Genomic DNA, 13,469 nt, shown 5'->3' on the forward strand with positions numbered 1-13,469 from the left:
TCCGTCGTCGATGGTCGATTTCCGGTCATGCCGCGCGAGCCGGGTTTCCGGCCCGCGCGTTCCGCCGCCGCAAGTGTGACCCCTGGGGCCATGATCTCGCCAGGGTCCTTGGACTCAGTGCTTCGCGAGCAGGAAGCCCATCCGGTCGTACGTCTGTGCCAGCGTCTCCGCGGCGACGGCCCTGGCCTTCTCCGCTCCCTTGGCCAGGATGGAGTCCAGCGTCTCCGGGTCATCCAGATATTCCTGGGTGCGGGCCCGGAAGGGAGTGACGAATTCCACCATGGCTTCGGCCAGGTCGGTCTTCAGCGCACCGTAGCCCTTGCCCTCGTAAGTCCGTTCCAGATCCTCGACGGGGCTGCCGGAGAGGGTGGAGAGGATCGTGAGCAGGTTGCTGACGCCCGGCTTCTTCTCCTCGTCGTAGCGGATCACCGTGTCGGTGTCGGTGACCGCGCTTTTGACCTTCTTCGCGGTGACCTTCGGGTCGTCGAGCAGATTGATGAGGCCCTTCGGCGTGGAGGCCGACTTGCTCATCTTGACCGCCGGGTCCTGGAGGTCGAGGATCTTCGCCGTCTCCTTGAGGATGTACGGCGCGGGGACGGTGAACGTCCGACCGTACCGGCCGTTGAAGCGCTCGGCGAGGTCGCGGGTCAGCTCGATGTGCTGGCGCTGGTCGCCGCCGACCGGGACCTGGTCGGCCTGGTAGAGCAGGATGTCCGCGACCTGGAGCACCGGGTAGGTGAAGAGGCCGACGGTGGCCCGGTCGGCGCCCTGCTTTGCGGACTTGTCCTTGAACTGCGTCATCCGGGAGGCCTCGCCGAAGCCGGTGAGGCAGTTCATCACCCAGCCGAGCTGGGCGTGCTCGGGCACATGGCTCTGGACGAAGAGCGTGCAGCGCTCCGGGTCCAGACCGGCCGCCAGCAGCTGCGCCACGGCGAGCCGGGTGTTGGCCCGCAGCTCGGCGGGGTCCTGCGGGATCGTGATCGCGTGCAGGTCCACGACCATGTAGAAGGCGTCGTGGGTCTCCTGCAGCGCCACCCACTGGCGCACCGCGCCCAGGTAGTTGCCGAGGTGGAACGAGCCTGCGGTGGGCTGGATCCCGGAGAGCACGCGCGGACGGGCGGCCGCACCGGTGCGGCCCGTCTGCGGCTGGTCGGTGGGGAGGTCAGAGGCCATGGCCCCATTGTCTCAGGTACGGGGGCGATCTCCGGCAGCCGGTGCGGGGCGGAGAGGGCGCGTACCCGCACGGTCCCGGAGCACGGGAGCGCACGGCTGAGACGAACCGCACATTCCGGCCGCCCGGCGTGCGACGGCGGGCGCGCCGGGCGGTGGAGGTTTCCCGGCGTGGGATCCGACCGACGATACAAAGTGGGCACCACCCTCCGCCCACGCCGCACGACGAACGGAGATCCCGTGTCGAACACGGAAACTGCCATCGCCTCCGCCGAGGCGCACAGCGCGCACAACTACCACCCGTTGCCGGTCGTCGTGGCCACGGCGGACGGCGCCTGGATGACCGATGTCGAGGGCCGTCGGTATCTGGACCTGCTGGCCGGATACTCGGCGCTCAATTTCGGCCACGGCAACCGTCGGCTCATCGACGCGGCCAAGGCTCAGCTGGAACGGGTGACGCTGACCTCCCGGGCCTTCCACCACGACCGGTTCGCCGACTTCTGTACGGAGCTGGCGGCGCTGTGCGGCATGGAGACGGTGCTGCCGATGAACACCGGGGCGGAGGCCGTGGAGACCGCGGTGAAGACGGCCCGCAAGTGGGGCTACCGGGTCAAGGGCGTACCGGACGGCATGGCGAAGATCATCGTGGCCTCGGACAACTTCCACGGCCGCACGACGACGATCATCAGCTTCTCCACCGACCCGGAGGCGCGGGCCGACTTCGGCCCGTACACCCCGGGGTTCGAGATCGTCCCGTACGGGGATCTCACCGCGATGCGGGAGGCGATGACGGAGAACACCGTGGCGGTGCTGATCGAGCCGATCCAGGGCGAGGCCGGCGTACTGGTGCCGCCGGCCGGCTATCTGCCCGGGGTGCGGGAGCTGACCCGCGAGCGGAACGTGCTGTTCGTCGCGGACGAGATCCAGTCGGGCCTCGGCCGGACCGGGAAGACGTTCGCGCTGGACCACGAGGGTGTGGTGCCGGACATGTACGTGCTCGGCAAGGCGCTGGGCGGCGGGGTGGTGCCCGTCTCCGCGGTCGTCTCGTCGGCGGACGTGCTCGGCGTGCTCCGGCCCGGCGAGCACGGCTCCACCTTCGGCGGGAATCCGCTGGCCTGCGCGGTGGCGCTGGAGGTGATCGCGATGCTGCGGACCGGCGAGTACCAGCAGCGGGCGGCCGAGCTGGGCGACCATCTGCACCGGGAGCTGGGCCTGTTGACGGGCGGCGGCGCGGTGGAGGCGGTGCGCGGCCGGGGTCTGTGGGCCGGCGTGGACATCGCTCCGGCGCTGGGCACCGGCCGGGAGATCTCCGAGAAGCTGATGGAGCGGGGGGTGCTGGTGAAGGACACCCACGGCTCGACGATCCGGATCGCCCCGCCGCTGGTGATCAGCAAGGAGGACCTGGACTGGGGCCTGGACCGGCTGCGGGCGGTGCTGAGCGCCTGAGAGCCTGTCGGGTGGCCTTCGGCCGGAAAGCGGACGCGGTCCGGTGCGTGCGGTTCCAGGGCGCCGAGAGGTCCTCGTAGCGGAGCTGCCAGGGCGTTTCGGCAACGCCGGAAGCGTGGCGTCCAGGGCGTGGCCACCCGGTCAGAGGCCACCCGACAGGCTCTGAGCCGGCCCCGTACGGCCCCGGATCTCAGAGGATGACGTGGGGCAGGAAGCGGGCGTACTCGTCCGTGACCGGCCCCGCCGACTCCCGGATGCCGAGCCCCGCCGCCTCGTCCTCGACGGTCCACGCGCCGAGCACCACCCGGTTGCCGTCGATGTCGGGCAGCGGGGCCAGCTCCTGGTAGCAGCACGGCTCGTCGCGCGTCACGGGCGGCGAGCCGGGACCGTGCAGGTCGACCCCGGCGCCCTCGCGGCCGAGCAGCGGCTTGGACACGTACCCCGCCCCGCCGGGCCCGGCCAGCTCGCGTGGGCCGTCGAGGTAGGCGGGCAGCAGGTTCGGATGGCCCGGGTACAGCTCCCAGAGGATCGCCAGCAGCGCCTTGTTGGAGAGCAGCATCTTCCAGGCGGGCTCGATCCAGCAGGTGGTGCCGGAGCCGCCGCCGTTGTCGAGGGTGTCCAGCACCTGCGGGCCGAAGCGGTCCGTGACCAGCCATTCCCAGGGGTAGAGCTTGAAGCAGCTGCGGATGAACCGCAGCCGGTGGTCGACGAACCGGCCGGACAGCCGGTCCCAGCCGATCTCCTCGACGGACAGCGCCTCGGTGTCGAGTCCGGCCTGCTGGGCGGTCTCGCGGAGGTACGCGACCGTCATCAGGTCCTCGCCCAGCTCGTCGCCGTCGGAGTGGACGAAGTGCAGCGGACCGGGCGGCAGCAGGGGTACCTGCCGCTTCCAGGCGTCGACCAGCCGCTCGTGCAGGGAGTTCCACTGGTCGGCCCCGGGGAACCGGTCCTCCATCCAGAACCACTGCGCGCTCGCCGCCTCCACCAACGAGGTCGGGGTGTCGGCGTTGTACTCCAGCATCTTCGCCGGGCCGCTCCCGTCGTAGCGCAGGTCGAACCGCCCGTACACGGAGGGCAGTTCCTCGCGTCGGCGCCAGGACTCGGCGACCAGTGCGGTCAGTCGCGGATCGGTGATGCCGAGGTCCGCGAAGCGGTCCCGCTCGACGATGTGCGCGGCGGCGGCCAGGCACATCGTGTGCAGTTCCCCGACGGTCTCCTCCAGCGCCTCGACCTCGGGCAGCGAGAAGACGTAGTAGGCGCTCTCGTCCCAGTACGGACGCAGCGAGTCGTCCGGGTAGCGGGTGAGCGGGTAGACGACGCCCTGCGACTCGACGGTCTCCTGCCAGCCGGGGCGCGGCTCGATTCGGCGGCGCTCCACGGCGGTCAGCCGCCGCCGGAGCCGGAGCAGCCGAAGCCGCCGCGGTCGACCGCCGACTTGTCGAAGCTGCCGCCCTGCACCTTGCCGTTGTCGCTCTTGCCGCCGTAGTAGTACGAACCGTTCCCGCCGCTGCGGCACTCGGAGCTCGGCAGGGTCTTCTGCGTCGTCCGGTCGGCGCAGCGCCGGTCCGGCTCCGAGCCGCAGGACGTGATCGTCAGGGCGAGCAGCCCCATGCCGCCGAGCACGACCGTGCTCGACCTCAGCCTTCGTGTGGCCATGTCCGGTTCTCCCCCGTGGTACGCGATCGGATCCGGCGTCCCTTTTCCGCCACCGGACCTCTTGTCAGATTAGTTGGAGGGGTCGCTTGTTCGAAACCTGGCCCTCACGGCAACACCCGGCACAGGGCGTCCAGCGCGCCCGCCCAGGCGCTCTCGGACGGCGAGCCGTAGCCGATCACCAGGGCGTCGCGGGCGTCCGGGGCGTCCGGGTGGCGGTAGCGCCCGAGGCCCTCCAGCGCCAGGCCCTGGAACGCCGCCGCCTGGATCACCGAACGCTCGGCGCCCGCGGGGAGTTCGAGGACCGCGTGCAGCCCGGCCGCGATCCCGCTGACCTCGATGCCCGGCGCGCGCTCCGCGAGCGCGGCGACGAGCTGGTCGCGACGTCGGCGGTAGCGCAGCCGCATGGAGCGCACATGCCGGTCGTACGCCCCGGAGGCGATGAACTCCGCGAGCGTCAGCTGGTCGGGCGAACCGGACATCCAGTCGGACACGCCCTTCGCCGCCACCACCTCCCCCACCAGGCTCCGGGGCAGCACCATCCAGCCCAGGCGCAGCGCGGGGGCCAGCGACTTGCTCGCGGTGCCGAGATGGACGACCCGCTCCGGATCGAGGCCCTGGAGCGCGCCCACCGGCTGCCGGTCGTACCGGAACTCCCCGTCGTAGTCGTCCTCCAGGATCAGCCCGCCGGCGGACCGGGCCCAGTCGACGGCGGCGGCCCGCCGGTCCGGGTGCAGCGGTACCCCGGTGGGGAACTGGTGCGCCGGGGTCAGCAGGACCGCTCCCGGGCCGCGCATCGCGGCCAGCTCACCGGTCCGGGACCCGTGTTCGTCCAGCGGCAGGCACGGGGTGCGCAGCCCGGCCTCGGTGAGGAGGTTCGTGTGGAGGTCGAGGCCGTACGACTCGACGGCGACCTCCCGGACCCGGCGCCGGCGCAGTACCCGGCCCAGCAGCGTCAGCCCGTGCGCGAAGCCGGAGCAGATCACGATGCGCTCCGGGGCGGCGTGCACCCCGCGGGCCCGCGCCAGGTACTCGGCCAGCACCGTGCGCAGTTCGACGCGGCCCTGCGGATCGCCGTAGCCGAAGGCCTCGTCGGGCGCGGCGGTGAGCGCCTTGCGGGCGGCCTTGATCCAGGCGGTGCGCGGAAAGGCGGACAGGTCCGGCGAGCCGGGCTTCAGGTTGTACCCGGCCCCGGACCGCGCCGGCCGGGAGTGGGCCGCCGCCGGGTCCGTCCGGCGCGGCGCCGACCGCTGGGCGACCCTGGTCCCCGAGCCCTGCCGGGCGGTGAGCCAGCCCTCGGCGACCAGTTCGGCGTAGGCGTCGGCGACCGTGTTGCGGGCGACGCCCAGGTCGGCGGCGAGCACCCGGGAGGACGGCAGCCGGGTGCCGGGCGTCAGCCGGCCGGTGCGCACGGCCTGCCGCAGCGCCTCCATCAACCCGCTGCGCAGCCCTTCGCCGACCGGCTCCAGATGCAGGTCCGCGCCGAAAGTGGCCCAGGAATCCTTCATGCCGATGGACCATACCGGGGCGCCATCCGGGCCGTAGCGTCGTCCTCATGACCACGACGCACGAGCACCACCACGCCCCCACCGGCCTCGCCCCCGAGCACCCGGCCCGGATCTCCGTCTCCCAGCTCCTCCCGGACGTCTACAAGGCGATGATCCGGCTCGACATCGCCGCCCGTAAGGGCCTGGACCCGGTCCTGGTGGAGCTGGTGAAGATCCGGGCCTCGCAGCTGAACCGGTGCGCGTTCTGCCTGGACATGCACAGCAAGGACGCGCTCGCGGCCGGCGAGTCCGTCGAGCGGATCGTCCAGCTCGGCGCCTGGGAGGAGTCGCAGCACTTCTACACCGGGAAGGAGCTGGCGGCGCTCGCCCTGACCGACGCGGTCACCGTACTGACCGACGGCTTCGTCCCGGACGAGGTGTACGCGAAGGCCGCCGAGCACTTCGAGGAGACCGAACTGGCCCAGCTGATCGCTGCCATCACGGTGATCAACGCCTGGAACCGCTTCGGCGTCACCGGCCGCCTGGTCCCGGGCCACTACACGCCCGGCGACCACAAGAGCTGACCACCGGGTTCCCCCGGAGGGCATGCCGAAGCGCCCCCGGCAGCGTGTGCTGCCGGGGGCGCTCGACGTACCGCGGGTGCGGGCCGGATCAGGCCGGGTCAGATCAGGCCGAGCTCGCGGACCGCGTCGCGCTCCTCGGAGAGCTCCTTGACCGACGCGTCGATGCGCGTACGGGAGAACTCGTTGATGTCCAGGCCCTGGACGATCTCGTAGACACCGTTCTTCGTGGTGACCGGGAACGAGGAGATGATGCCCTCGGGGACGCCGTAGGAGCCGTCCGACGGGATGCCCATCGAGGTCCAGTCGCCCTCGGCGGTGCCGTTGACCCAGGTGTGCACGTGGTCGATGGCGGCGTTGGCGGCCGAGGCGGCCGAGGACGCGCCACGGGCCTCGATGATCGCGGCGCCGCGCTTGGCGACGGTCGGGATGAAGGTGTCGGCCAGCCACACCTCGTCGTTGACGACCTCGGCGGCGTTCTTGCCGGCGATCTCCGCGTGGAAGATGTCCGGGTACTGGGTGGCCGAGTGGTTGCCCCAGATCGTCAGCTTCTTGATGTCGGAGACGGCGGCACCGGTCTTGGCAGCCAGCTGCGAGATCGCGCGGTTGTGGTCCAGCCGGGTCATCGCGGTGAAGCGCTCGGCCGGTACGTCCGGGGCGGCGGCCTGCGCGATGAGCGCGTTGGTGTTGGCCGGGTTGCCGACGACGAGGACCTTGATGTCGTCCGCGGCGTTGTCGTTGATGGCCTTGCCCTGCGGCTTGAAGATGCCGCCGTTGGCGGCGAGCAGGTCGCCGCGCTCCATGCCCTTGGTGCGCGGGCGGGCGCCGACGAGCAGGGCGACGTTCGCACCGGCGAAGCCGACGTTCGGGTCGTCGGTGATCTCGATGCCGCGCAGCAGCGGGAAGGCGCAGTCGTCGAGCTCCATCGCGGTGCCCTCGGCGGCCTTGAGGCCCTGCGGGATCTCCAGGAGGCGCAGGTTGACCGGCACGTCCGGGCCGAGCAGGTGGCCGGAGGCGATGCGGAAGAGCAGCGCGTAGCCGATCTGGCCGGCTGCGCCGGTCACGGTGACATTCACGGGAGTGCGGGTCATGGCGGTCTCCGTTTAGACAGCTGGCGGTGGGGGTCCCGGCCCCTGGTGCCGGACCCTGGTGCTGGACGCCTCTTCCCCGCCCCGACGAATCTTGACGTGAAGAGATATCCAGCGGTCAGGCTATCGGACCCGGCCGGGCCGGGCCGCCCGCCCCCCTGTGGCACCGCACACAACCGGTCACGCACAGCACGCACGGGTGACACAGGCCCCGGGCAGGGCCGGTCCGGGGCCCTGTCACTCGCCCGGGTCCGTGCACCCCTTCGTGCCGGAGGTGAGCGTCGCGCACGCCTTCGCGTCGGACGCCTTCTTCACCGCGACCATCGGGGTGTACGCGTCGGTGTCCCCCATGACCTCGCCGTCCTGCCCGCCGGCGCCCGCGGTGATCCGCACGGTGTCGCCGAGGGCGGCCTCGGTGAGCCGGGCCCAGGCGGCGGAGCAGACCTCGCTGTAGCGGACCTCCAGCTTGCTGCCGCCGACCACGGCGCTGGCGACCGTACGGGCGAACTCGCCGCCGCAGCCCATCGCCTCGGGGTCCTGCCCGGCGCAGTCGGCGCCGCTGCACTCGACGCCCACGGGCAGCTCCGGGGCGGCTGTGGTGGATGCCGCCGACGGGGGCGGGGTGGCCTTGGCGGCCTCGTCGCCGCCCGGTGCGAGTAGCACCGCGCCGACCACGACGATCAGTGCGCCGACGGCTCCTACGGCGAGCATGACGCCCTTCCCGCGGCCGCCGGGAGTCCTGCCCCCGGCGTTCCGGCCCGCCCGCCGCCCGCCCTGCGACGGCTGGGGAGCCCCCGGTGCGCCGCCGCGCTGGTGGGGTACGGACGGCGGGCGCGTCGCGTCATGGCCGCCGGTCCCGTAGGCGTCGGTCCCGTAGGCGTCGGTCCCGTAGCCGCCCGGTCCCTGGCCGTCGTTCCCGTGGCCGCCCGGGCCCTGGGCGTACGCCCCGTGGGCGGAGGCTCCACGTCCGTCGCCGGCGGCGTCACCGGGCGGGGCGTCCGCACCGGCCGGGCCCGCGGCGGTGGGGACCCGCGCGCCGGATCCGGCCGCGCTGTGCCGGCCACCGGTGGAGGGCCGGCCGGACCGGCCGCCCGCGGGAGCGTCGGGAGGCGTCGTGCCGAGCTCGCCGAGCGCGGCACGGGCCTGCGTGATGCGGATGGCCTCCATCGTCATGTCGTGGCGCATCTCGGCCCGGCTCCAGGCCCGCTCCGCCAGCTCCCACATGGTCGTGAGGTGGTGCTGCGGGGTGCCCGTCACCTCGGCGAGGGCGACGACGGCCCCGCGCGGGGCGAGCAGTCGCCCGTTGAGATACCGCTCCCAGGACGTCTTGCTGTAACCCGTGCGGTCGGCCACCGCGTTGATGTTCAGCCCGCTGCGGTCGACGAGCCGGCGCAGCTGGCTGGCGAACTCCCGGATCTGCGGGTCGAGCTCTTCGGGCAGTGCCTTCCAACGAGGCATCGCGTTTCCCCCCTCATGTCCCCCGGACGTGCTTGCTGTGCCCCGCTGCGGCCGGTCCCCCGACCCGCCCATCCCCCGGTCCGTCCGCCTTCCGTCCGTTCCGGACCGTCAGCTGGACCACCCACGAGGATGCGCGGAACCAGGGTGTCAGTTCCTGACGAGGGGGCGCACGGGAGCATTCGGGACGGGGTGCGCATCTTCACGCGCCCCGATCGCTGTTCCGGCCACTGCTCTCTGCCTGCTCCGTGCCGCTCTGTGTGCCGTGACAGTCTGCCATCGTTGCGCGGCGATCACACCGTGCCGGAATGGTCACTTCCGTGCCACAGGACACAGTGAGCGCTTGTTCCGGCCTTCCATGTCCATGACGCTGGAGTCGGGACGGGGCAAGGTGACCCATCTCGCCGCATACCGGGTCTTCTTGCCCGGCGGCCACCCGCCGTGGTGTCCGTCCTCCCTCGGGGGTGGGGACGGGCACCACGGTCGGACCGGACGCCGCTAGGGCGTGTTCCGAAAGTCCCGCCTGCTCGGCGGGCGGACGGCGCTCCTTTCGAAACACGCCCTAGCGGATCGTGAAGCGGACCGCGTCCTCGAGGATCGGGACGTCCAGCCACGGCTCGGGCTGGGCGACCAGCGCGAGCAGCACGATCAGCGTGCCCATCAGCCCGTACGTGACGAGGTCGGTGAAGCGGGAACGTACCGCCAGCATCCCGACCGAGGGCACCACCCAGCGCAGTACGGCACCGGTGATCAGCGCGCCGCCGATCAGGATGGTGCCGATGCGGAACGCCTGGTCGAACGGGTCCAGGGCCACGATCAGCAGGCCGAGGCCCGCCGCGCAGAGCACGGTGAGCAGCGGCCACTGCCGGGCCGTGGCGGGCGCGTCGCCGGACGCCGCCCGGCCGCCGCCCTCGGGGCGGGCGGTGTCCCGGGTGAACCGCGGGAACCGCCGGGAGCGGCGGGGGCGCCCGGCGGTCGCGGCCTTGTCCGTGGCCTTCGCGGCCCCGTCCGCGGTCTTGTCCGTGACCTCGTCAGCGGTCTTGTCCGCGGTCCCGTCCGTGGCCGGTTCGTCCGGCACGCCGGGCCCGTCCTGCCCGTCCGGTTCGCCCGGCTCGTCCGCCGCCCGGCCCGCGGGCACGGGGTCGGCCGGACTCGTACCAGCACCCATGGGGATTCCCTCCGGATCCGGGCCGTCAGCCCGCGGCGTCGGCGTCGGCGGCCTCGCCTGCGGCCCGCTCGGCCGCCTCGACCACGTTGACCAGCAGCTGCGCGCGGGTCATCGGGCCGACGCCACCGGGGTTCGGGGCGACCCAGGCGGCCACCTCGCGCACCCCCGGGTGCACATCGCCGACGATCTTGCCGTCCGCGTCCCGGCTGACGCCGACGTCGAGCACGGCCGCGCCCGGCTTCACGTCCTCGGGCTTGATCAGGTGCTGCACCCCGGCCGCGGCGACGATGATGTCGGCCTGCCGCAGGTGCGAGGAGAGGTCCCGGGTGCCGGTGTGGCACTGGGTCACCGTGGCGTTCTCCGACTTGCGGGTCAGCAGCAGCGGGATCGACCGGCCGATGGTGACACCGCGTCCGACGACCACGACGTGCGCCCCGTTGATCTCCACGCCGTGCGCGCGCAGCAGCTGGACGACGCCCTGCGGGGTGCAGGGCAGCGGGCCGGTCTCGTTGAGGACGAGACGGCCGAGGCTCATCGGGTGCAGCCCGTCGGCGTCCTTCGCCGGGTCCATCAGCTCCAGGACCCGGTTCGTGTCGATGCCCTTGGGCAGCGGCAGCTGGACGATGTAACCGGTGCACTCGGGGTTGGCGTTGAGCTCCCGGACGACGTCCTCGATCTCCTCCTGCGTGGCGGTGTCGGGAAGTTCGCGCTGGATGGAGCCGATGCCGACCTGGGCGCAGTCACGGTGCTTGCCGTTGACGTACCACCGGCTGCCCGGGTCGTCCCCGACGAGAAGGGTTCCGAGGCCGGGAGTGATCCCCTGCGCCTTGAGGGCCGCCACACGGACGGTCAGATCGGATTTGATCGCGGCAGCGGTGGCCTTGCCATCGAGAATCTGGGCAGTCATGGGCCCATCCTCGCGGATGACCCCGCCCGCATACCAATTGCCGGTGCCACCCCCGTACCGGAGATTGCACTTGCACAACTTCCGGGGCCCTGGACTGGACAAACGAGGACTCGGCTTATAACGATGAAGGCCGCGGTTGTACGGGGGGCGGGCCGCTGATCGGTGTCCTTCCTCCGTGTGGCCATCTCGTCACCACACGTCTGTTGAAGGAACACCCCTTATGAGCTTCGGCGACCCGAACAACCCGTACGGGCAGCAGCCCGGCCAGCCTCCGCAGGGCCCGCCGCAGGGGCAGCCCGGTTACGGCTACCCGCAGCAGGCTCCGCAGGGTGTCCCGCCGCAGGGCTACGGCTACCCGCAACAGCAGCCGGGGTACCCCCAGCAGCAGCCCGGCCAGCCCTACGGCGGCGGCTACCCGCAGCAGCCCGGCTACGGCGGCGGCATGCCGGAGCTGGCCCACTGGGGTCTGCGCTTCGGCGGACTGATCGTCGACGGGCTCGTCATGATGGTCCCGTACATCCTCGTCATCATCGGCACCGGTGTCGGCGACTCGTTCGGCATGATCCTCAGCGGCATCGGCTTCATCGGCCTCATCGCCGTGGCCATCTGGCAGCTGTACCAGGAGGGCACCACCGGCCAGACGATCGGCAAGAAGGCCGTGGGCATCCGCCTGCTGCGCGAGGCCGACGGCCGTCCGCTGGGCTTCGGCATGGCGTTCGTGCGCCGTCTGGCCCACTTCCTGGACAGCATCGCCTGCTACATCGGCTGGCTGTGGCCGCTGTGGGACGAGAAGAAGCAGACGTTCGCGGACAAGGTCTGCTCGTCCGTGGTCGTCAAGGCCAACTGACGCTCCGTCCGGACCCGCCGCGAGGGCCGCACCCGCTCAAGGGGGCGGCCCTCGCTGCATGCCGGGCGGCCGCTCAGCACTCCCGTACGGCCCGGTCAGTCGTCGCGCACCCCCGGGATCTCCGCCGGCTCGGGTGTCGTGCGCTCCATCACCACGAAGCTGCCGCCCCGGTGCTTGAGCCGGTAGCGCGCCTCGGGGTGCAGCTGCTGGGCGTACGCCACCGGGTCCTGGATCGGGCGGGACCAGCCGAAGTCCAGGTTGACGGCGACGATGTCGGGTGCGGTGCCCGGGGCTCCGCCGACCCAGTAGACGGTGCGGTCGGAGGTGAGGTGGGCCATCAGCGTGATGTCCGTCTCGACCCGCGACCCGGCCGGGATGGCGTCCAGCGCCGCCCGGGCCGCCCGGCTGCGGGCGTCGTCGGTGCGGTAGGTCTCCGGGCGCAGCAGATCGCGCAGCGGCAGGTGCTGCGTCATCGCGACGGCGATCGCGGCCGCCACGGGGACGGCGGCCTTCGCGTACGAGGCGAGCCAGGGGCGGTGCGAGTCGCGGCTGCGGCGGACGCCGTCGGCCAGCGCGAGGAAGAGCACCGGCATGAGGATCGCGCTGTAGTGCCAGACCATGCCCCAGTGGTTGCTGTCCTGCGAGAGCAGCCGCCAGCCGAGCGTGGGGACGATCAGCAGCGTCAGCGGTGAACGCAGCGCCATGAACGCGGTGATGCCGATCAGGAAGACCAGCATCTCGATCTTGACGGAGGAGTTGAGGACGCCGAGGACGGAGTCCAGCATCGAGACGTCCTGCTCGCCGTTCTTGTCGATCTTCGTCCAGTAGTCGTACGTGCCCGCACTGCTGGCCGCCGGGATGAGGACCATGAGGGTGACGACGAAGGCCACGACCCCGAACGCGGCGAGCAGCGCGCCCTGGAGGCGGCGGCCGTGGACGAAGAGCAGGAAGCCGACGACCGCCACGGTGGCGCCCAGGTCCTCCTTGACCAGGACCAGGGGCAGCGACCACAGCAGGGCGGCCGTCCAGCGCCGCAGGAGCAGGGCCCGGCAGACGAGGGCCAGCAGCGGTACGGCGAACGCGATCTCGTGGAAGTCGGCCTTCACCGCTTCCTGGATCCCCCAGGAGAGCCCGTACGCGACGGTGACGCAGAGCCCGGAGCGCCCGCCGAGGAGCTGCTGGGTGGTGCGGCCGACCACGACCGCCCCCAGCGCGAACAGCGCGGCCTGGGCGAACAGCAGGGCCTCGGCCGCCGGCCAGAGCCAGTACAGCGGGGCCAGCAGCGCCACGATCGGGGAGAAGTGGTCGCCGAGGATCAGATAGCCGGGGCCCTTGATGTCGACGACCGGGGCGTCGAACCCGGCGTAGGCCCTGAGCTCCTGCTCGAAGATCCCCAGGTCCCAGGAGGGCGAGGCGAAACGGGCGTACTGGAAGTACGAGTAGAGGAAGTAGAGCGCGCACAGGATCGCGCCGGCGATGAGGTACGGGCGCAGGGGTACGCGCTCGGCAGTGGCCTCGCCCGTACGCGGCGTGTCGCCCGCGGGACGGGCGTCCGGCACGGCGGCATCCGGCCCCGGCACCTGGGCGGGCAGGCGCCCCGGCTCCGACCGGTCCGTTCCACTCTGGTTCAGCTCAAGCACGGTGACTGCCCCCGCTAGGGATTTCCA

At 72.1% G+C, this 13,469-nt stretch carries 12 protein-coding genes; 3 read left to right on the forward strand and 9 right to left on the reverse strand.

Annotated elements, in window-relative coordinates; genetic code table 11:
• Positions 1–114: 114 nt before the first annotated feature.
• The gene (trpS, locus tag IG90_RS0107795; protein WP_030579574.1) at positions 115–1,107 is read right to left on the reverse strand and encodes a tryptophan--tRNA ligase; all 993 of its coding nucleotides are present in this window, start codon (positions 1,105–1,107) and stop codon (positions 115–117) included.
• A 303-nt stretch (positions 1,108–1,410) separates the two neighbouring features.
• On the opposite strand from trpS, the gene rocD reads away from it, so the two are divergent.
• Positions 1,411–2,616: an ornithine--oxo-acid transaminase gene (gene rocD, locus IG90_RS0107800; protein WP_030579576.1), complete on the forward strand. Its 1,206-nt coding sequence runs from the start codon at positions 1,411–1,413 to the stop codon at positions 2,614–2,616.
• A gap of 190 nt (positions 2,617–2,806) precedes the next feature.
• Here the strand turns inward: rocD and IG90_RS0107805 are convergent, their stop codons facing one another.
• The 3 genes from IG90_RS0107805 to pdxR all read right to left on the reverse strand — a co-directional run bounded on the left by IG90_RS0107805 (position 2,807) and on the right by pdxR (position 5,777).
• A complete protein-coding gene (locus IG90_RS0107805; RefSeq protein WP_030579577.1) occupies positions 2,807–3,994 on the reverse strand; it encodes a glutathionylspermidine synthase family protein in 1,188 nt (395 codons plus the stop codon).
• A gap of 5 nt (positions 3,995–3,999) precedes the next feature.
• Positions 4,000–4,272, reverse strand: coding sequence for a hypothetical protein (locus IG90_RS0107810; RefSeq protein WP_030579578.1), 273 nt, complete (start codon positions 4,270–4,272; stop codon positions 4,000–4,002).
• Between the two features lie 104 nt (positions 4,273–4,376).
• Positions 4,377–5,777 carry a MocR-like pyridoxine biosynthesis transcription factor PdxR gene (gene pdxR / locus IG90_RS0107815; RefSeq protein ID WP_030579580.1) on the reverse strand — a complete coding sequence of 467 codons (1,401 nt, stop codon included), beginning with the start codon at positions 5,775–5,777 and terminating at the stop codon, positions 4,377–4,379.
• Positions 5,778–5,824: 47 nt separating this feature from the next.
• Here pdxR and IG90_RS0107820 point away from each other — a divergent pair, with 47 nt between their 5' ends.
• A complete protein-coding gene (locus tag IG90_RS0107820) occupies positions 5,825–6,340 on the forward strand; it encodes a carboxymuconolactone decarboxylase family protein (RefSeq protein WP_030579582.1) in 516 nt (171 codons plus the stop codon).
• Between the two features lie 98 nt (positions 6,341–6,438).
• Here IG90_RS0107820 and IG90_RS0107825 read toward each other — a convergent pair whose 3' ends face one another.
• From IG90_RS0107825 to IG90_RS0107840, 4 genes are all read right to left on the reverse strand, one after another.
• Positions 6,439–7,428 carry a malate dehydrogenase gene (locus IG90_RS0107825; protein WP_030579584.1) on the reverse strand — a complete coding sequence of 330 codons (990 nt, stop codon included), beginning with the start codon at positions 7,426–7,428 and terminating at the stop codon, positions 6,439–6,441.
• Between the two features lie 234 nt (positions 7,429–7,662).
• Positions 7,663–8,883, reverse strand: coding sequence for an XRE family transcriptional regulator (locus tag IG90_RS0107830; protein WP_030579586.1), 1,221 nt, complete (start codon positions 8,881–8,883; stop codon positions 7,663–7,665).
• Positions 8,884–9,442: 559 nt separating this feature from the next.
• Positions 9,443–10,048 carry a DUF3017 domain-containing protein gene (locus tag IG90_RS0107835; RefSeq protein WP_030579587.1) on the reverse strand — a complete coding sequence of 202 codons (606 nt, stop codon included), beginning with the start codon at positions 10,046–10,048 and terminating at the stop codon, positions 9,443–9,445.
• Between the two features lie 25 nt (positions 10,049–10,073).
• On the reverse strand, positions 10,074–10,955 hold the full coding sequence (locus IG90_RS0107840; protein WP_030579589.1) for a bifunctional methylenetetrahydrofolate dehydrogenase/methenyltetrahydrofolate cyclohydrolase: 882 nt from the start codon (positions 10,953–10,955) through the stop codon (positions 10,074–10,076).
• A gap of 220 nt (positions 10,956–11,175) precedes the next feature.
• Here IG90_RS0107840 and IG90_RS0107845 point away from each other — a divergent pair, with 220 nt between their 5' ends.
• Positions 11,176–11,802 (forward strand): RDD family protein, encoded by a 627-nt coding sequence (locus IG90_RS0107845; RefSeq protein WP_030579591.1) that lies wholly within the window; start codon positions 11,176–11,178, stop codon positions 11,800–11,802.
• A gap of 95 nt (positions 11,803–11,897) precedes the next feature.
• Here IG90_RS0107845 and IG90_RS0107850 read toward each other — a convergent pair whose 3' ends face one another.
• A complete protein-coding gene (locus tag IG90_RS0107850; RefSeq protein WP_030579594.1) occupies positions 11,898–13,442 on the reverse strand; it encodes a DUF2079 domain-containing protein in 1,545 nt (514 codons plus the stop codon).
• Positions 13,443–13,469 lie beyond the last annotated feature (27 nt).

Source organism: Streptomyces anulatus (assembly GCF_000721175.1).
Classification (GTDB): Bacteria; Actinomycetota; Actinomycetes; order Streptomycetales; family Streptomycetaceae; genus Streptomyces; species Streptomyces anulatus_C.

Excerpts from the sequence above, each read along its gene's own strand:
- IG90_RS0107825 (WP_030579584.1), bottom strand. The coding sequence starts at position 7,428 with ATGACCCGCACTCCCGTGAATGTCACCGTGACCGGCGCAGCCGGCCAG.
- pdxR (WP_030579580.1), bottom strand. The coding sequence starts at position 5,777 with ATGAAGGATTCCTGGGCCACTTTCGGCGCGGACCTGCATCTGGAGCCG.
- IG90_RS0107840 (WP_030579589.1), bottom strand. The coding sequence starts at position 10,955 with ATGACTGCCCAGATTCTCGATGGCAAGGCCACCGCTGCCGCGATCAAA.
- IG90_RS0107835 (WP_030579587.1), bottom strand. The coding sequence starts at position 10,048 with ATGGGTGCTGGTACGAGTCCGGCCGACCCCGTGCCCGCGGGCCGGGCG.
- IG90_RS0107830 (WP_030579586.1), bottom strand. The coding sequence starts at position 8,883 with ATGCCTCGTTGGAAGGCACTGCCCGAAGAGCTCGACCCGCAGATCCGG.
- IG90_RS0107820 (WP_030579582.1), top strand. The coding sequence starts at position 5,825 with ATGACCACGACGCACGAGCACCACCACGCCCCCACCGGCCTCGCCCCC.
- IG90_RS0107845 (WP_030579591.1), top strand. The coding sequence starts at position 11,176 with ATGAGCTTCGGCGACCCGAACAACCCGTACGGGCAGCAGCCCGGCCAG.
- IG90_RS0107810 (WP_030579578.1), bottom strand. The coding sequence starts at position 4,272 with ATGGCCACACGAAGGCTGAGGTCGAGCACGGTCGTGCTCGGCGGCATG.